This is a genomic window from Microtetraspora sp. NBRC 16547 (genome assembly GCF_030268965.1).
Classification (GTDB): Bacteria; Actinomycetota; Actinomycetes; order Streptosporangiales; family Streptosporangiaceae; genus Microtetraspora.
The window spans coordinates 1-17535 of sequence record NZ_BSSE01000018.1 but is presented as its reverse complement, the minus strand read 5'-3'; the positions used below and the strand labels follow the sequence as shown (position 1 = coordinate 17535).

Here is a 17535-nt window from a genome sequence, read left to right as displayed (position 1 = left end):
GTGCAGCTCCGGTACAACGTCCGCCTGTACCCGACTCCCGTCCAGCGTGAAGCGCTGACTCGGGCGTTCGGGTGCGCTCGGGTGGTGTGCAACGACGGGTTGCGCGCACGGCGGGACGCCCACGCGGCCGGGCTGCCGTATGTCTCGGACGGGGAGTTGTCCAGGCAGGTCATCGCCGAGGCGAAGAAGACGCCGGAACGCTCCTGGCTGGGCGAGGTCTCCGCCGTGGTGTTGCAGCAGGCGCTCGCCGACCTGAACACCGCCTACCGCAACTTCTTCGCCTCCCTGGCGGGCACGCGGAAGGGGCGTAAGGTCGCCCCGCCCCGCTTCCGGTCCCGTAAGGACAACCGGCAGGCGATCCGCTTCACCAAGAACGCCCGGTTCTCCATCACTGCGGGCGGGAAACTGCGCCTGCCGAAGATCGGCGACGTGAACGTCCGCTGGTCGCGCACCCTGCCCGCCGACCCATCCTCGGTCACGGTGGTCAAGGACGCAGCCGGGCGGTACTTCGCCTCATTCGTCGTGGAAGTCGCCGAACAACCCCTCCCGCCGATCGGTGCTGAGACCGGCATCGACCTGGGCTTAGGGCACTTCGCAGTTCTGTCGAACGGGCGGAAGATCGACGCTCCACGTTTCCTGCGCCGAGCCGAGAAGAAACTCAAGCGACTCCAGCGGGCGCTGTCCCGCAAGGCCAAGGGCTCGAACAACCGGGCCAAAGCCCGTACGGCGGTTGCCCGCCAGCACGCCAAGGTCGCCGACGCACGCCGCGAGTTCCACCACCAGGAATCCACAAGAATCATCCGTGAGAACCAAACGGTGATCGTGGAAGACCTGGCCGTCGTGGGACTGGCGCGCACCAGGCTGGCCAAGAGCGTGCACGACGCGGGCTGGTCATCCTTCATCGGCATGCTGGAGTACAAGGCCCGCTTGTACGGGCGGACCTTCCACCGGATCGACCGGTGGTTCCCCTCCTCCAAGCTGTGCTCCGAATGCGGAGCGCTCGCCGAGTCCATGCCGCTTTCCGTCCGGTCGTGGATCTGCCCGTGCGGGGCGGCCCACGACCGGGACGTGAACGCGGCGAAGAACATCCTCGCCGCCGGACGGGCGGAGAGGTTAAACGCCTCCCACACTCGTGGGCGGGACGGCGCGTGCCGTCCCGGTGGAGGGCAGGTAAGACCACCCCACCGGGTGGCACAGCCCGATGAAGCAGGAAGCCGCAGAGGTGCCGCATGAAGCGGCACGGGCTGAATCTCCAGCCTTCAGGCTGGGGAGCGCGTCAACCAAGGCGGCTCCGTGCTCGGTGGCCGCGTTCTTGAAGCCCGGGACGCAGGTAGAGGCCACGCTCTCGCTTCCCGTACGCTCCGGCAGCCGGGCCGCGGTGAAAATCGGTGGAAACCCGGATCAGGCCCAGCCATAGGTCGATCTGATGGATGCGGCGATCTCGCCGACCAGGTTCGCGTTGTCACCGTTGGCCAGGACGGCGTATCCGGCTCCCAGCTCCGGATAGCCCTTGAACACGGACTTGAAGCCGTAGTTGGAGCCGTCGTGGGTGAAGGAGAAGTTCTTCGTCCCCGACCCGGCGAGGAACAGGCCGCGGCCCATGTCGGGCTGCGGCCCCTTGCTGAGCAGCGTCCGTACCGACTCCTTGCTGAGCGGGCCCGCGATGTCACCGGACGCGGTCCACGCCTTGTTGAGGTAGCACACGAGACGGGACAGGTCGAGGACGTTCGTGTAGAGGCCCGCGGCGGCCGACTCCGGATAGCGGTTCCGCTTGCCGGGGATCACCGCGCCGGTGGTGGTGTGCCCCGACGCGAGCTCGAACGTCGGAGCCAGCGCGTACGAGCTGGTCTTCATGCCGAGGGGCGCGAGCACCTCCTTGTCCATGTACTGGGCCAGCGACAGGCCGGTCTGCTGCTCCACCATCCGCTGCAACAGCACGAACCCCGCGCCGGAGTAGTGGTACTCCGCGCCCGGGTCGGTGGTGAGCTCGATCTTCGGCGAGTTGCCCTCGCCGTTCATGATCTGGAGCAGTGATGGCACGGTCGCGTTCGGCCCGTAGCCGGCGAAGCCGCCACCCGCGGAGGCGTTGAAGCCGGAGCAGACGTCCGCCGGAGAGGTGGAGCCGCGCCCGATGACACCGGCCCGGTGGGTCAGCAGCAGGTCGATCGTCGGCACCGCGTCGGGCGAGACGCAGGAGCGGCTGGGCAGGGTCCAGCCGAGGAGAGGGCGGATGTCGCTGCTCAGCGGCTTCTTGAGCGTCTGCATGAGGCGCAGTACGCCGACCGAGGCCACAGCCTTGCTGATGGAGGCGGCCTGGAAGCCGGTCTCCGGGTGCGCGGCGGCTCCGCTGCCCGCCTCCAGCCAGCCGTAGCCGGTGGACCAGGCGACGCTGTTGCCGGTCACCACCGCGATCGCCACGCCCGGCGTCTTCCGGTAGCCCATCTGCTGCCAGATGCCCCCGCTCCCCACCGAGTTCTCGACCTGGCGCACCCGGTCGGCGGGCAGGGACGGAACCTTGCCACGTGTGCACAGCGACCAGCCGCCGGTCGGCGAGAAGGTGACGTTGTGCAGCTGCCAGCCGCCCGCGGCGAGCTTGCCCATCTGCTGGTAGCACTCGTCGTCGATGCCGCGCGCGTGGAACTCGTCCTGCGCGACGACCGCCCACCCGCCGGCGCGGGGGAAGGCGACATGGGTGATGCGGCGTCCCCCCTGGGTCAGGTTGCGCATCATCTGGTAGCACTCGTCGTCGATGCCCCGGACGTAGAAGCCGGCCGTGTCGACCACCGACCAGCGGTTGCCGCCCGCCGGGGGGAAGGCGACGTTGACGACCTGCTTGCCCGCGGTGTAGCAGGCGGTGATCCGCTGCTGGCACTCCGCGGGGATGCCACGCGCGGACACTCCCTTGTCCGTGGTGATCACCCACCGGTCGCCGCCCTCGGGCGGGAAGGCCACGCAATGGATCCTCCGGCCGGCCTTGGTCAGCTTCCCGAGTTCGGCGAAACACGCGTCGGGGATGCCGCGCGCGAAGAAACGGCCGTCCAGGGTGACGATGACCCAGCCGTTGGACGGCGTGAACGCGAACGAGGTGATGCCATAGGCCGCCAGCTCACCCATCTTCGTGTGCGCCTCGTCGGGTACGCGACGGTTGAAGTAGGGGTAGCTCGCCGCCCACGCCGACTCCCCGAACCCCACGGAGGCCAGACCAACGCCGGCTCCGGTGGTGGCGGTCAAGCTGAGAAAACGTCTCCGGTCCATGCGAGCACTCCTCCGGTCGGCACAGGACGGGCCCCGCGTACGGGACGCCGATGGTCAAGAAGGTCAAATCCTGGCAGACCGCCGAGTGATCCGCTCCGCCATCACAGAACGTCGAGGAGAACCCCCAGCTCAGCGCGGGGGAACTCGCGGGCCTGGGACACCGGGTCGGTGCCTCCACCGTGTGGCTCATCCTGAAGAAGGCCGGCATCGACCGCAGCTACGGCTGTTCCGCCGGCTCGCCGCACCGCCGGGAACCGATCTAGGTCGAGGCGAAGAAGCCGGGGGCGCTGCCCCCGCCTGGGGCGAACTCGGGGTTGCCGGCGCACGGGCCGCCCGAGGACTGCTGCGGCGGCATGCCAGGCGGCGGGTCGGTGAGCAGTCTGTTCAGGGACTCCGGCAGGAGCCTGCCCTGGCGGAGGGCGTGCTTGAAGGCGCTGACGTCGTGCGCGGTGGAGACCACGCCGCCGGCGCCGAGCATGGTGGTGGCGTTGATCTTGTCGGCATCGCGCAGCGTGCCCGTCTCGTCCGGGGCGTAGCCGTGCCCGTGCGGGCCCTTGATGCCCTCGGTCGCCTTTGTGGGCAGGTAGGTATCGCGCATTCCGAGTGGGGCGAAGAGCCTCCGGTTGAGTTCGGCCGCCAGTGACTTTCCGGACAGTTTCTCGATGATCATTCCGAGCAGGATGTAGTCGGTGTCCTGACACACTCCGGGCCGCACGCGCGCCTCAGGCGGCGACGCGACCAGGTGATCGTGGTTGAAATCTTTGGCTTCCAGGGGCACTTATGACCACCCCAACCGCAGGTCAGCGATCCTGCGGGCCGTGATCCAGGTGATTCCCAAGCTGGCAGCGCGGGTTCGATACCCGTCGCTCGCTCTCCGCGCGATGACCCAGGCTAGGTGACGTTTCCCCGCACCCTGAAAGAGGCCGCCTCGCGGGATGTAGTGGTTTCCTTTAACGTGCTCGTCAACGCAGAAGCTGATCACGCCTTGTGCGCCTGGAGAGGAGCGCTCCTATGGGGGTTTTCTATGAGTACTACCGAGCTGCCGATCGGGAGGCGGCGGTTGTCCAGCCCGGCTGCCCCCGCGTGGTCGCCGATCCTTCTCGCGAGTTTCCTGCGTTCGATGTTGTGGAGACCAAATGGATCGAGCCGAAGGTGATCCTGGGGCAATTGGTGGCGTTCATCGGTGATGCCGACTTCTCTCTGGATCTGGTCGGCATGGTGACCTTGTACCCGCCTCCAGAAGGGGCGCCCAAAAGTGAGGAGGAGTGGGCCGCGTTGCCGGAGGACTCCCCTTATGTGGAGGGACCGGGCATCGAGGAGTTGACGGTGAACGTCCGTGATGTCCTTGCCGGCGCGGACGATGCCCGTCTCCCGCTGGTGGCGGAACGATGGTCGAAGATCGAGGAGCTCTCCCACTTCGGTCCGGATGACGGGGCGTACATGTTGTCCCTCGTTGGAGACCTCGTTGAGTTGGCTCGCCGGGCGAAGGCGAGCGACGAGATGCTCTATTGCTGGAGCAGCCTGTGATCGATGCTGTCCAAATGCGGTCATGGGACAGGTCCGCGGTGACGGCGGTCCATCACGAGGTGGTCAGTTAGCCACGGATGCTCACCAGGGGGCACTGGCTCACGGGATATGTGCGGGATGATGTCCGCTGTCGGCTATCCATCAACGCCTTGCTTAGCTGATCAGAGGCCGTGTGGCCCCTAAGAAGGATCACCCGCTTTCTAGTCCGATGGCCTCTCGCGTACAAGTCTGGGGGCAATCGACGGTCCGGGGAGTCGTTCCTCAGCCCCGATCCTTTGGGGACCTCTTCAATACCTGCAACTCCATTGAGGCCTTTTCGGCAACATCACATGTGCAGAGTGTGACCGCGAACAGGTGTGCGGCGATATGAGTGAAGCCTCTGATAGGAACAGGTCGATCAAGATCCAGTTCTGCGGCTTCACATGTCATCTCGTATCACCTACACCGCTGTATGGCTATACGTTCCACGCCGAACTCACATCGCCGATGTTCAAGGCCGGGATTTCTGGTCACTCCGGGACGAGGCCGGCTTCGGTGAATCGCTTGATCAGACTGGGCTTGCTCTGGTGCCGTTCCCGAAGGTGGGTAAAGCGTTGAGTGAAGGTGCCGGCGTGGTCGTCGCGGATGGCCAGGGCCTGCAGGTCGCGGAGGAGATCGACGGCCTGGTCGTACTCGCGTGGCTTCTTGGTGTCGATGAACACCTCCACCCGTGCCCACGCGGCTTCGAGATCTTGGGCGAGCCGGTTCAAATGAAGTTCCCGGGCCTGCCGCCGCTCCTGTTCCTGGCGTGCCAGTTCTTCGGCGCGCCGGGCTGTCTCCTGCTGCTCACGGGCGTGGCGGCGAGCGCCGGCGGCGTCCAGCAGCTCAGCGATCGTCCGCCCGGCCTCCACCTGGGAGGCGGTGTTGCCGCCGAACTCGCGGAGCAGTTCCCATCGGACCCGCGTGGCGTCGTCCTCGGCCACCCGCAACAGCAGCGTGGTCTTGCGTTTGGCGGGCAGGCTACCGATCCAGGCGGCCAGGGCGGCCCGATCATGTTGCACGGCTTGCGCCGGTGGGCTGGCCTCGGCGGCGGTCGCGAGGAGGTCGTCGTCCAAGCGCAGGAAGTCAGCCAGGGCACGTTGGGCGGCACTGAGCGAGCCCAGTCCCGGCGGGACAGGAGGCTCCGGCTCGTCCTCTTCGGCGTAGTCGAAGGCGTCCTCATCGCGCTCCCACGTCCCGTAGGCCGACAACCAGGCAAGATAGAGCGGCCGCAGATCACCGGCGGCCAGTTCGGCACGGACACCGACGATCGCCGACAGGGAGCGTTCGACGCCGTCTTCCCAGTACTCCTCTTCCGCCTCGCTGGTGAAGTTGAGGATGAGGTGTTCGCCGCTGGTCCAGGCGCTGACCTGGTCTCCTGCGCAGTAGCGTTCGGCCAGCGCCGGATCCAGCACGGTTTGGGGGAGGCGGAGCATGACCTGGTGGGTGCCCCAGTTGGTCAGGTACAGGTGGGCGTCGTAGTAGCGCTCCATCATGCGGTGCGGGTCGCCGTGGAAGTTGCCCCAGTGGTATTCGTTGGTGAAGCTGGTGGCGGTGATGTGGGCCCGGGTGGACAGGGCGCGGACCTCGGCCTGCTGCCGGTCGTTGAGCGGCCGGTCGATGGCCAGGAACTCGTAGTACTGGTACTCGCTCACGCTCTCACCCGGCCCAGCGGCGGTACGCGTCGATCCATTCGGCGCCGACCGGGCGTGGGTCCGGCAATGGCAGGTCAAGGATGCCGATCGCCTGCCGTTGCTGGCCGTGGCGGCAGATCGCCACGATGCCGCTCCCTACGCGGAAGTCGATCGCGGTGACGGTGACCTGCAGGCCGAGCACGTTCGTCTCGAACGGCACCGCCAGGTTGTCGCCGATCATCACCTGGAAGCTGGAGAGCTCCTCATCGTCGGTGTAGGCGTCCACAATCACCTGCTCGATCAGCTCGTCCAGGTGATCTTTCGGGGGGCGGCGAGTCATGACCGCACACGATACTCCTGCCGAGGACCCCTGCGATCATCCTCGGGCAGGGGGATGCGTTGACCGTCATGGCTTTGCAGGGGTGATGTCCGTGTGCGGAAAATCCTCGCCTTTGAAGAGCAGGGGTTGGTCCAGGTCCTTGGCGAGAGCGTAGGCGAAGCAATCGCCCATGTTGAGTTTGGCCTTGGAGTGGTTGCCTTTGCCGTAAGTCTGGTAAGCGCGGCGCGCGATTCTTGCCTGATTGGGTGTTACGGGCTCGATGATGAGCCCCATCTCGTTGACGAGCGTGTCGAAGGCGTTACGCATGGTCTCGCCGCGGTTGTCCGCCACGATGGCCGCTTCGACGTAGTTGACAGCCGAGATACGACACACGGCTGCGGCGATGGCGTGGGCAAAGCGGGTGGCCTCGGGCTCGCCGTTGATGACGGCGATGATGGCGCTGGAATCGATGATCATGCGGGAAGGCCGGTGTCCGGGTCGTACAGGTCATCGGTGGACAGCTTGTCCTGGCCAAGGCGGGTTCGCATATCGGCGGCAATGCTCAGGATGCGTTCGGCTCTGCCGACGGCTCCGGTGCGGCGTTCCAGCGCTTCCAAACGGCGCTCGAGCACTTGAGCGGCGTGCTGGGTTTCCTCGGCCAACCGGATGACCCGGCGGGCGAGATCGTGAATGGGCTCGTGTTCGAGGTCCACGCTCACCGTCGCTCGACTCCTTCGGTCGCGTCACCTGAGTTGCATTTTCAGCGTAGCTGGTGGCCAAGCCTTACTCGTGCCGACGAATAGAATCCGTCCACGTCCACGTCATGAGGTTGCGTTCGAACCGCATCACAGGTTCTCCTCACGCATAGTCCCCAGCGGCGGCATGCCAGGCCCGCCAGATCTCCGGGCGGAGCCTGCGGCGACCGGGAGCCCCTGTTCACGAGCCCACGCGCGCACGTGCGAAACGGCCGGCTGCCGGTCGCTTGGCTGTGCAATCTCTTCTGGCGTCTTCGGCGGGCGAGGGTGTGGTGGAGCGGGATGAGGTCAGCAGTGGTGGTTCGCCGTCCTCGCCCTGCTGCGACAACGCGCGCCAAAAGCCCACTCATCGGACCACGCCCGCGGACAACCGGCTCAACCCGGTGGTCGCGAAGCGCGACATCTCGGCCAGGCGCTCGGCCAGCGCCGCCGCCCCCGCCGCGGTGATTCGGTATGGCCGGCGGCGCTCTTCCCCCGGCAGCGCCTCGACCAGGCCCTGAGCCTCGAGTCGTGACAGCGCGGCACACAGGGTCCCCGGGCCCAGCGTGATGCCCGCCTGCTCCTGGACATCCTTGATGATCGCGTACCCATGCTTGGGCCCCTCGGCGAGGCTTCCCAGGATCAGAGACCGTTCTGAACGGGGCTGGGGGTGTGGCGGCGTGGAGCGCTGTTGCTCACGCCCCATTCGCGTGCGAGCTCCCGCAGATCACCGATCGAGTGGTCACGATCGCCTCGAAGGCGCACAAGAAAGCCTCGCTCGATCTTTGTGACCCCAACTGGGAGCGGGTCCCTTGGTGGATGAGCTCATTCACGAAGGGACCCGCTCCGTCGCCGGGCGTCAGCCGCAGTGGAAGACCGGGCTGTTGTAGTTGGCCCACGTGTTGTTGGCGGCCTGGACGGAGGCCCCAACCTGGATGCAGCGGCCCTTGCCGCGCACGCTCACGGGGCCGGCGTACTGGCCAAACTGGCCGCTGTCCTGGCCAATGTCGTAGAAGTCGATGTGGCACTTGGTCGCCGACCAGCCCTGGCCACAGGCGTACAGGGAGAGGATCATGCCCTTCTTCGTCCCGTAGTTCACCACGCGGTCGAGTTGGGCGCAGTTGTTGCCCGTGGAGGAGCTGTAGTAGAGCTTCAGCGTCCCGTAGGTCGTGCTGCCGTTCTTGACGGCGATGCTGTCGATGAGCGAACCGCCGCAGGAGGCAGCGCTGGCCGGCTCGGCGAACGTGAGGGGAACGACGCTCGCGCCCACGAGGGCCGCAACAGCAATACCGATCTTGGCGAACTTCACAGAGATCTCCTCTAGGAGTTATCGAAGCCGGTCAGCTCAAGATCGTATGATTCGACCCCAAAATCCGGATGTCCTAAAACGATCAAGATCCTTAACTCCCCGGAAACTGCGTGGCTGCCTGACTTCTGGTCCAACACGCGCAGCGGACTGCGGGACGCGGTCAACCTGGGGCGGAAGCTGGCGCTCGTGCTGCCGGAAGGGGCGACGAGCGGTTGCTGGACACCTACCAGGTCGAGCGGGGCCGTACGTCACCCGCCTGATCAAGCTGGCGACCGCGGTCGGCTGGGCCATGACGGGACTTCTGTTTGCTGACGGGCCCATTCGGCACGGTGATCGTGAGCCCGTCGGGTGCGTTGACGGTGAAGGTCACCGTGGTGGAACATGTGGTGGAGGCGGGACATGTGCCCGCTCCGCAGGCAGGGCGGCGACCATGGCCGTCACCAGGCTCGCGACTCCTGTGCAGATGATGCCGAACGGCGGGACGGATCCCAGGAAGGCCGCGCGCCAAGGCAGTGGCTCCGCCGTGAGCGTGGTGCACAGATTGGCCATGTCCGCGCACGCTGCCCGTTTCGTTCGCAGCCCCGGCACGGCTTTCAACCTGACTTTTGACATGGGATTACCTCCCCTGGATGGCGGAGGGGAACACGCTCAGCGCGGATGATCTAGGCTGCCGAGCTGTCCTCCCTCCGCCAGTGCATAGGCGCCACGCGCCTGGCTTGAGACAACCCGGGAGGAATCAGGATGAGCAAGGCTCGTGCCGGTGCTTCCGCCAAGCGAACCCCCCTGGCGCTGCCGTCCCTGGTCGGCTTGCTGCTCGCCCTGGTCGCTCCGGCCGCACCGGCCGCCTCGGCCTCGGTCCCTGATTCACCGGCCGCCTGGAACGCCACGGTCGCGCTGCGCGACGAAACACTGCAGATCACCGTGCCCGACACGGTGAATCTCGGCAGCGGCGCCGTCGGCGGCACGATCAGCGCGTCCATGGGAACGGTGACCGTGACGGATACCCGAGGGGGAGTCGCGACCTGGACGGCGACGGTGTCGGCCACGGACTTCACCACCGGGGCCGGATCACCGTCACAGACGATCCCGAAGGGCGACATCGCGTACTGGTCAGGTCAGGCGACCGCCGCCACCGGCCCAGGCACCCGGTCCGCCGGGCAGGCGACCGCCGCCCAGCGGGTTCCGCTGTCCTCGACGGTGACCGCGTTCAGTTGCGGGCGCAAGCTGACGGGGTTTTCCACTTCGACCAGTTGGGCGCCGACGCTCGTCGTCACCATCCCAGCCACCGCCGCCCCGGGCGTCTACACCGGGACCGTCATGCACTCCGTCGCCTGAGCGACGTCGCGCGGCGGTCCGGCGATGAGTTGGATCGCTCATAACCAGCCACGGACCGTGGCCGATCGAAGGCGGCCGACGGCCCTGCCAGATTGGGGTCGCCGGGCCGGACACGGGCGAAGGACGGCGTCCGGATCACCATTGCAATCACGACAGGGCGCCCCGGTCCGACCCCTAACACGACAGGTCTTGTCGCGCGGGGTCTATCGGTCGCGTTCGATCAGCTGGTGCCGGACGGCGATGCGTTCGATGTCGGCGGGGGTTCCGGCCACGATGGTGCGGGCGTGTTCGGTGACCAGGTCGGCGGGCCAGTCCCACCAGGCGGCACGCAGCAGCCGTTGGACTTCGTGGTCGGTGAAGCGCTGCTGGATGACTCTGGCCGGATTGCCGCCGACGACGGTGTAGGGCGGGACGTCGCTGGTGGCCACCGCGTGGTCGGATCGGGCGACAAGCTTCAGGGTCCTTTGCCGTGGGCGAGAGGGGTCAGCGGTGTTCGGGGGCGGCCCATTCGACGAACTGGATGATCACGCCGTTGGGGTCGGTGACCTGGAACAGGCGTTCGCCCCAGGGCTCCTCGCGCAGCGGCATGGTGATCTCCACGCCCTCCGAGCGCAGCCGCTTCTCCTGCTCGGCCAGGCCGGAGGCCAGGGTGAAGGCCAGGATCAGGCCGCCGGCGTGCTGGTCGCGCTGCTCGGGCGGCAGTACCTGGGTGCCGCGGGCGAGCATGACGATGTCGACCGCGTCGGGCCGCGTCAGGGAGGCGAAGCCGTCGGCGGCCTGCTGGACGGTGTAGCCCAGGTGGGTGGTGAAGAACGCTTGGGAGGCGGTGACGTCGTCGACGGTCAGCGAGACGGTGGAGGCGGTGAACTGCACGGCGGTCTCCTTGCGGGGGTTGGGGCGGAGGCTGGGGCAGGGGTCAGTAGCTGCGGCGGCGGGGGACGGTGCGGACGACCCTGGGCTGCTGCCGTGCGCGGATGCTGTGTTCGGAGGGCGTACGACGCTGCTCGATGCCACGGAGCTGGGGCCGCTTGGGCTGCTGCTGTCGCGTCAGCAGCTGGGCGAGGTCGGTCATGGGGGCGGCGAGATCGTGGGTGTGCTTGCGCATGGGCGTCCCCTTCATTTTGGCTTCCATCGTCGCAAACTTGCGACGGACGTAAATTTAGCCCAAGGCGTCCGGGGGTGTCAACATAAAGATGCTACGAGGGTAAGATTGCGTCATGGCTACCCAGACACCCGCCCCGGCCACCGGGCTGCGCGAGACCAAGAAGCACGAGACCCGGCAGCTCATCTCCGACCACGCGACCCGGCTGTTCATCGCCCAGGGCTTCGAGCAGACGACCATCGCCGAGATCGCCGCCGCCGCCCGCGTCGCCAAAAAGACCGTCACCAACTACTTCCCCCGCAAGGAAGACCTGGCCCTGGACCACCAGGAGGAGTTCGCCGCCTCCCTGGCCCACACCGTCGCCGCCCGGCGCCCGGGCGAGTCGGTGCTGGCCGCGCTGCGCCGCGCGTTCGCCGACGCCGTCGCGGCCCAGGACCCGGTCGCCGGGTTCTCCGGCGAACAGTTCGCCCGCATGGTCGCCGACAGCCCCACCCTGACCGCCTGCCTGCGCGGCCTGCACGACCAACGCGAACACCATCTCGCCCAAGCACTCGCCGATGTCACTGGTACCGAACCCGACGACATCACCGTCCAGACCGCCGCCGGACTGCTGGGCACCCTTCACCGCGTCCTGTTCCACCGCATCCAGGCGCTGACCCTCGCCGGCAGCCCCAACGACCAGATCGCCCGCATTGTCGCCATCGACGCCACCCAAGCCTTCGACCTGCTGGAGCCCGCACTGTCCGACTACGCCACGGCCTGATGCCAACATCTCACCCGGCTCTGCCGCCGCGCGGAGGCCGTAGCGGGCGGGAGTGTCAAGAAAAGGGCTCTGTCGCATATTCGTACAGTCCCCAGGAGGGTTGTCAGGCGAAGGAGACGGCGACCAGGGCGATGGCGGAGCCGGCGAAGACCATCGTGTTGCGGATGTAGGTCTGGGCGCGCACCCAGCGGGGGAAGGCGTTCTCGGCGGCCTTGAGGAACGGCGCGACCTCGACGCGGGCCAGTTCCGGGTCGCCCTTGCGACGGAAGGCGGCCTGCACCGACTTCACCGCGGTGAAGTTGCTGTAGACGATCCCGGCGTTCATCAGCAGGACGAGCGAGGAGAAGATCCAGGTCGTCAGCGGGGCCAGACCGGCGTCGGCGAAGTTCAGGGCGGCGGTCGCGGTCATGATCGTGGCGACGGTGGCCGGAGCGGCGGTCTCGTGGCCTCCGGCGTCGAAGCGGAGCTTGTTCTCCTCCAGCACCTCCGGGCGAACGTTCTGGCGGCGCAGCTCGGCGACCGCGGCGGCCTTGGCGGCGGGCCCGTAGCGGTGGCGGACGACCGGGATGCTGACGAAGGCGACGGCGACGAGCAGCTGCATGACGGCGGCGAGGGTGTTCATCGGGGGGCTCCACTTCGATTTGCACTTAGTTCAACTGGATGACGGGAAGAACGCTAAGCCATGACTTGAACATTGTGCAAGTCCCTTCTTGAACTTTGTGCAAGTCGCCGCGTACGGTAGGGACATGCCACGCAACACCCTCACCCAGGACCAGATCGTCCGCGCCGCCGTCGAGCTCCTGGACGCCGAGGGCCTCGAAGGTCTGAACATGCGCGCCCTGGGCAAGCGACTCGACTCGGCCGCGACCGCCGTGTACTGGCACGTCAAGAACAAGGACAACCTCGTCCTGCTCGCCGCCGACCACGTGTGGAGCGAACTCGCGCAGCCCGATCTGAACCCCGCCGACTGGCGCACCGCCGCCGTCACGATGGCCACCGACCTGTACCAGATGTTCACCCAGCACCCCTGGCTGGTGCAGGCGTTCGCCGCACACGTCCTCTACGGCGAAGGCAAGTCCCGCCACGACGACCACAGCCTCGCCGTCTACGAGGCCGCCGGCTTCACCGCCGACCAGGCCGACCAAGCCGCCGCCGCCGTCTTCACCTACGTCCTCGGCAACGCGGCCGGTGCCGCCGCGACCGCCTCACTCACCCGCAGACTCAACCAGGACGGTGCCACCGCCGAAAAGCAACTCCAGGACGCGATGGCCAAGGCCCAGGCGATCGCCATGCACTACCCACGCCTACGCGCCCGGCTCGAAACCCCAGCGGCGACCGACTACGCCGCATCTCCCGACAAGACCTTCGAGTTGGGCCTCCAAGCCCTCCTCGACGGCCTGGAACGGCAACTCGCCCCACAACCGCGATGAAGAGAACTGCGGACATCCGTGCACACGACTTCGGATATCGACAGGCGGGGGGGTCGTCAACGTTCGTCTTTTGACGAACCGGCAGGCGTTCAGGCGGCCCGGAGGATGGTGCGGATTGCTTCCGCAACCCGACGGAGCGAAGGCGCCCAGGAGGTGCAGGTTGAGCGAGGCGGGAAGGAGGGCATCGGCGCGCCGCGGGTCCTCGCCGTCCTCGCACAGGGCGTGGTCCTCAACGAGTAGAACGGTGTCCGGTCCACTGGGCATTTTGCCGTCCTGGTCAGTTCGTAGGGGCAACCGGTGCCATTCCCTCTCCCATCACGCCGCCTGTGTCAGGGCAGGCGTGGGGCATCCGGCTCGGGACTTCGGTGTGGGCGTGGGCAGTGCCAGCCGGAAGACACGTTTCCAGACCCGGGCGGTCTGGCGGAGCAGTGAACCGGTGTTGTAGGGCAGCCCGAACCGCTCGCACAGGGCGCGCACGCGGGGCGCTACCTCGGCATACCGATTGCTCGGGAGATCCGGGAAGAGGTGGTGCTCGATCTGGTAGCTGAGATTGCCGGCCATGATGTGGAAGAGCGAGCCACCAGTGAGATTGCAGGAGCCGAGCAGTTGGCGCAGGTACCATTCGCCGCGAGTCTCGCCCTCGACCTGTTCCTCGGTGAAGGTCGCGGCCTCGTCGGGGAAATGACCGCAGAAGATGACGGTGTGCGCCCACACGTTGCGCGTCATGTTGGCGGTGAAGTTGCCGATCAGAACGGGCAAGAACAACGGCCCAGCGAGCAAGGGAAACGCCACATAGTCCTTGACGGCCTGGCGTCCGGCCTTGCGGAGAATCTCGCGGACCTGAGCGAACACCTCGGCCCAGCTCTTGTCCCCGCCGCGCAGGCGCTCCACCTCGAGATCGTGTAGCGCCACTCCCCATTCGAAAAAGGGCGCCAGGATCGCGTTGTAGAGCGGCTGCCCAAGGTAGTAGGGATGCCACGGCTGCTCGGGACTGAGACGCAGCAGGACGAAACCGATGTCCCGGTCCTTGCCGAGCACGTTCGTCCACTTGTGATGCAGGTAGTTGTGGGTGTACTTCCAGTGACGGGCCGGGGACACCAGATCCCACTCCCACGTGCTGGAGTGGATCGCGGGGTCGCGCATCCAGTCCCACTGCCCGTGCAGGACGTTGTGGCCGATCTCCATGTTCTCCAGGATCTTGGCGGTGGCCAACGCGGCGGTCCCGGCGAGCCAGGCCGGAGGCAGGACGGAGGCGAAGAGCAGCGCGCGACCGCTCACCTCCAAGGCACGCTGTACGGCGATGACGCGCCGTATGTACCTCGCGTCGTCCTCGCCCCGGCTCGCGATCACATCGTCGCGGATCTTGTCCAGCTCGCGGCCGAACTCCTCGATTTCCGCCTCACTGATGGTCTTCATGAATCCTCACAGCTCGATTTCAACGTTGCCGTCGGCGGCCGAAACGCAGGTCTGGATGAGTTCTCCCTCTTCGCCGTATTCGCGTCCGGTCCGCAGGTCACGGACGCGGCCCGACCGCAGCCGTCCCGTGCACCTGTAACAGATGCCCATGCGGCAGCCGCTCGGCATGAGGACCCCCGCGTTCTCGCCTACCACCAGCAGCGGGGTTGCGCCGTCCGCGTCCGCCTCCCGCCCGCTCACAAGAAAACGGACATGTCCGCCGCCGCCTGCGGCCGACGTCGTCACGGCAGGACGGAAGTGCTCCATACGCAGCCGGTCGGCGATGCCGGCCTCGCGCCAGTACGTCTCGGCCTCGCGCAGCATCCCGGTCGGCCCGCACGCCCAGACATGACGTTCGGGCCAGTCCGGGCACAGGTCGGGCAACTGCGACAGGTTCAACCGACCGCTCGACCTGGTGTGCTGCTCGTGCAGGAGCAGGTGGGGGAACCGGCCCGCCAACGTGCGGAGTTCAGGCCCGAAAATGACCTCCTCACGGGTGGGCGCCGAGTGCAGGACGATCACATCCGGCATCTCCCCGGGCCGCGCCAGGCTGCGCAGCATCGCCATCACCGGCGTGATTCCGCTTCCTGCGGTCACAAACAGCAGGCGGGACGGAACCGGCTCCGGCAGCACGAAGCCGCCCTCCGGCCGGGTCAGGCCGACGATGGTCCCCGGCGTGGTCCGGTGAACGAGATGAGTGGAGACGACACCGCCGGGGACCGATTTCACCGTGATCGTGACACGACCGTCGCCGCGCTCCGGCGCCGAAGACAACGAGTAGGTGCGCCAGTGCCGTACGCCATCGATGTCGACGCCCACCCTGATGAACTGGCCGGCTCGATGTGTGCTCCAGCTACGGCCGGGACGGATGACGAGGCTCGCCACGTCCTTGGTCTCAGGGTGGACCGCCTCGACGCGGCCGCGGAGCTCTCGTGAGGACCATAAAGGGTTGATCAGAGTGAGGTAGTCCTCGGGCATGAGCGGCGTCGTCAGCCAGGCGGCCGTGTCCGCCAGGCGCAGCGTGACATCGTCGATCGGAGTTCTGGCCAGGCCAGTCATAAAGGGCCCTCCTTCCAGACGGGAACTACCCGTGCCCGCCCTTGGCCACGGGCGGGGTTCCTCAAGGAGGGCTTAGATCATCAATCCTCGTAAGTACATCGACCAGCGACGGCTACAAGATCACGCTCCACCGCCGTGCTCCAGCCCACCGGGCAGGCCACGCCGGACAACGCCCGCGATTTCCCGGATGGAGCGGCGCCTGGCGGCCGTGTCGCGATCCCTGGAGGCGATCGCGCTGGACAACGTGGGGTGGATCGTGAAACTCCGGTCCAGCCCCGTGACGCGCAACAATTCGATCATGCGGGGCCCAGGTGCCGCGAGCCGGAGTGTGATGCCGACCTGCCTGGTACGGCGCTTGATGCCGACGAGCACGGCCAGCCCGGAAGCGTCACAGAAGGACACCCTCGACAGGTCGAGGATGAGCACATCCTCACTGCGCTGCAGCGCGTTGCGCAGGCGCTGGCGCAGCGCCGGGCTGGTGGCGATGTCGATCTCGCCGTGGAGTCCGATGACGGTGTGAGCGGGCCGACACGCGGCCAGAAGGCTCGCTTGAGTTCGGGCACTGGAGTGGGCGGTGGCGATCATGATGTCTCCAATTACGAGAAAGCTGAAAGTCGACAGAAAGGCGTGGTGCCTGGAGCGCGGGCTCGACCTGGTGGTCAGGCGGTAGGGGCGCTCGCGGCACCCGACGCCGTCAGGAGCAGGCTGATGCGCATTGCGCCCGTTGTGGTCAGTACGACCAGGCGGGAGTCGATGTCCCGCGAGCCGTTCACCTCGACGAGGCGGCCTCGGGCCGGAAAGCTGCGTGGGATGTCGTCCCAGACATCGGGATCGAGGTCCACCCTCAGGGTCACTCGTCCCACCCGCTGGTCGACGGCCGCGACGAGAGGGGGCAGTTCCGCGGCGGCGTCCCGTGTGCTCGGGTGCCACATGCCGTCCACGGCGCGGCGGCTGTCGGGCACTGAGTCGAGATTCAGCCGCACTGCGTACGAGCCGGCCATCACGGTGGCCGAGAAGGGCATGGACGGTTGGATGCGGTAAAGAAGTTTCGGCGTCATGATCGACCGGTCTGTCTCGGTCTTCGCGGACCGCGATCTCTATCGCCGCGGGCGACGCCGACCCTGACGCCAACGCACGAAATGTCCTCGGTGCTTTAAGACTATCCCCCCAAAAGCCTCTCGGAGGGGGCGCTTTGGGTAATGCGGCGGAGATCTTCACATGATCCGGTGGCCTGCCGTGAGGCGACGTCTGCGGTCGCTGCACCGGGGCGTCCCCGCCCGCAGGAACGGATCACGTGGTGGCAGCTCGTGCACCACCTCGCTGGATGTGACCGTGGATCTACCGGTGGTCCAGGACCAGGTTGGACACGCCAGCATCGTGGCCCAGGCCAGCGTGGTGGGGCGCCAGGGATTCGAACCCTGAACCTACGGATTAAAAGCTCGGCTTGCCGTAGTTCCGCACAGTTCAATGACGTTTTCTCACCGACTTTCAGCTGATCTTTCTGTGCTCGAAGTGGACGAGGACGAGGGCGGCCCGAGCAAGGTCCCCGATCCGGCTGGGGCCGAGCGTGGTGTGCTGCAAGGCGGTCCAGCGTT

At 67.0% G+C, this 17535-nt stretch carries 21 protein-coding genes; 5 read left to right on the top strand and 16 right to left on the bottom strand.

Translation table 11 applies throughout. The features are described from left to right. Complete coding sequence (locus QSK17_RS22980; RefSeq protein WP_285707182.1) at positions 1-1233, top strand: RNA-guided endonuclease InsQ/TnpB family protein; 1233 nt, start codon at positions 1-3, stop codon at positions 1231-1233. 168 nt (positions 1234-1401) lie between these two features. Here QSK17_RS22980 and QSK17_RS22975 read toward each other — a convergent pair whose 3' ends face one another. Both QSK17_RS22975 and QSK17_RS22970 read right to left on the bottom strand, forming a co-directional pair. Further along, positions 1402-3255, bottom strand: coding sequence for a serine hydrolase domain-containing protein (locus QSK17_RS22975; RefSeq protein ID WP_285707180.1), 1854 nt, complete (start codon positions 3253-3255; stop codon positions 1402-1404). A 259-nt stretch (positions 3256-3514) separates the two neighbouring features. Next, on the bottom strand, positions 3515-4033 hold the full coding sequence (locus tag QSK17_RS22970; protein ID WP_285707179.1) for a serine hydrolase domain-containing protein: 519 nt from the start codon (positions 4031-4033) through the stop codon (positions 3515-3517). 233 nt (positions 4034-4266) lie between these two features. Between QSK17_RS22970 and QSK17_RS22965 the strand changes: the two genes are divergently transcribed. Then, positions 4267-4782 (top strand): hypothetical protein, encoded by a 516-nt coding sequence (locus QSK17_RS22965; protein WP_285707178.1) that lies wholly within the window; start codon positions 4267-4269, stop codon positions 4780-4782. Positions 4783-5291: 509 nt separating this feature from the next. On the opposite strand, the gene QSK17_RS22960 is transcribed toward QSK17_RS22965, so the two are convergent. The 6 genes from QSK17_RS22960 to QSK17_RS22935 all read right to left on the bottom strand — a co-directional run bounded on the left by QSK17_RS22960 (position 5292) and on the right by QSK17_RS22935 (position 8796). Further along, the gene (locus tag QSK17_RS22960) at positions 5292-6455 is read right to left on the bottom strand and encodes a hypothetical protein (protein WP_285707177.1); all 1164 of its coding nucleotides are present in this window, start codon (positions 6453-6455) and stop codon (positions 5292-5294) included. 4 nt (positions 6456-6459) lie between these two features. Next, positions 6460-6774, bottom strand: coding sequence for a hypothetical protein (locus QSK17_RS22955; protein WP_285707176.1), 315 nt, complete (start codon positions 6772-6774; stop codon positions 6460-6462). Positions 6775-6840: 66 nt separating this feature from the next. After that, positions 6841-7230, bottom strand: a complete 390-nt coding sequence (locus tag QSK17_RS22950; protein WP_066939821.1) for a type II toxin-antitoxin system VapC family toxin — start codon at positions 7228-7230, stop codon at positions 6841-6843. After that, positions 7227-7472 carry a hypothetical protein gene (locus tag QSK17_RS22945; protein ID WP_285707175.1) on the bottom strand — a complete coding sequence of 82 codons (246 nt, stop codon included), beginning with the start codon at positions 7470-7472 and terminating at the stop codon, positions 7227-7229. Before QSK17_RS22945 ends, QSK17_RS22950 begins: the two co-directional genes overlap by 4 nt. Positions 7473-7854: 382 nt before the next feature. Continuing rightward, positions 7855-8193, bottom strand: coding sequence for a PadR family transcriptional regulator (locus QSK17_RS22940; protein WP_285707174.1), 339 nt, complete (start codon positions 8191-8193; stop codon positions 7855-7857). Positions 8194-8346: 153 nt separating this feature from the next. Beyond that, complete coding sequence (locus QSK17_RS22935; protein WP_285707173.1) at positions 8347-8796, bottom strand: hypothetical protein; 450 nt, start codon at positions 8794-8796, stop codon at positions 8347-8349. A gap of 741 nt (positions 8797-9537) precedes the next feature. Between QSK17_RS22935 and QSK17_RS22930 the strand changes: the two genes are divergently transcribed. Continuing rightward, on the top strand, positions 9538-10131 hold the full coding sequence (locus tag QSK17_RS22930; protein ID WP_285707172.1) for a hypothetical protein: 594 nt from the start codon (positions 9538-9540) through the stop codon (positions 10129-10131). 203 nt (positions 10132-10334) lie between these two features. Here QSK17_RS22930 and QSK17_RS22925 read toward each other — a convergent pair whose 3' ends face one another. The 3 genes from QSK17_RS22925 to QSK17_RS22915 are packed head-to-tail and all read right to left on the bottom strand — an operon-like array spanning position 10335 to position 11236. Beyond that, positions 10335-10559 carry an LbetaH domain-containing protein gene (locus QSK17_RS22925; protein ID WP_285707170.1) on the bottom strand — a complete coding sequence of 75 codons (225 nt, stop codon included), beginning with the start codon at positions 10557-10559 and terminating at the stop codon, positions 10335-10337. 55 nt (positions 10560-10614) lie between these two features. Beyond that, positions 10615-11004: a VOC family protein gene (locus QSK17_RS22920; protein WP_285707169.1), complete on the bottom strand. Its 390-nt coding sequence runs from the start codon at positions 11002-11004 to the stop codon at positions 10615-10617. Between the two features lie 43 nt (positions 11005-11047). Then, a complete protein-coding gene (locus QSK17_RS22915) occupies positions 11048-11236 on the bottom strand; it encodes a hypothetical protein (protein ID WP_285707168.1) in 189 nt (62 codons plus the stop codon). Between the two features lie 112 nt (positions 11237-11348). On the opposite strand from QSK17_RS22915, the gene QSK17_RS22910 reads away from it, so the two are divergent. After that, positions 11349-11996: a TetR/AcrR family transcriptional regulator gene (locus QSK17_RS22910; RefSeq protein ID WP_285707166.1), complete on the top strand. Its 648-nt coding sequence runs from the start codon at positions 11349-11351 to the stop codon at positions 11994-11996. Positions 11997-12099: 103 nt separating this feature from the next. Here the strand turns inward: QSK17_RS22910 and QSK17_RS22905 are convergent, their stop codons facing one another. Continuing rightward, on the bottom strand, positions 12100-12618 hold the full coding sequence (locus QSK17_RS22905) for a hypothetical protein (RefSeq protein ID WP_285707164.1): 519 nt from the start codon (positions 12616-12618) through the stop codon (positions 12100-12102). 124 nt (positions 12619-12742) lie between these two features. On the opposite strand from QSK17_RS22905, the gene QSK17_RS22900 reads away from it, so the two are divergent. Beyond that, positions 12743-13426: a TetR/AcrR family transcriptional regulator gene (locus QSK17_RS22900; RefSeq protein ID WP_285707163.1), complete on the top strand. Its 684-nt coding sequence runs from the start codon at positions 12743-12745 to the stop codon at positions 13424-13426. A 315-nt stretch (positions 13427-13741) separates the two neighbouring features. On the opposite strand, the gene QSK17_RS22895 is transcribed toward QSK17_RS22900, so the two are convergent. The 4 genes from QSK17_RS22895 to QSK17_RS22880 all read right to left on the bottom strand — a co-directional run bounded on the left by QSK17_RS22895 (position 13742) and on the right by QSK17_RS22880 (position 16962). Then, the gene (locus QSK17_RS22895; protein WP_285707161.1) at positions 13742-14842 is read right to left on the bottom strand and encodes a fatty acid desaturase family protein; all 1101 of its coding nucleotides are present in this window, start codon (positions 14840-14842) and stop codon (positions 13742-13744) included. A gap of 6 nt (positions 14843-14848) precedes the next feature. Continuing rightward, positions 14849-15940: a ferredoxin reductase gene (locus tag QSK17_RS22890; RefSeq protein ID WP_285707159.1), complete on the bottom strand. Its 1092-nt coding sequence runs from the start codon at positions 15938-15940 to the stop codon at positions 14849-14851. A 120-nt stretch (positions 15941-16060) separates the two neighbouring features. After that, on the bottom strand, positions 16061-16525 hold the full coding sequence (locus QSK17_RS22885) for an STAS domain-containing protein (protein WP_285707157.1): 465 nt from the start codon (positions 16523-16525) through the stop codon (positions 16061-16063). A gap of 74 nt (positions 16526-16599) precedes the next feature. After that, entirely contained in the window at positions 16600-16962 is a 363-nt protein-coding gene (locus QSK17_RS22880; protein WP_285707156.1) for a DUF5994 family protein, read from the bottom strand. Between the last annotated feature and the right edge of the window lie 573 nt (positions 16963-17535).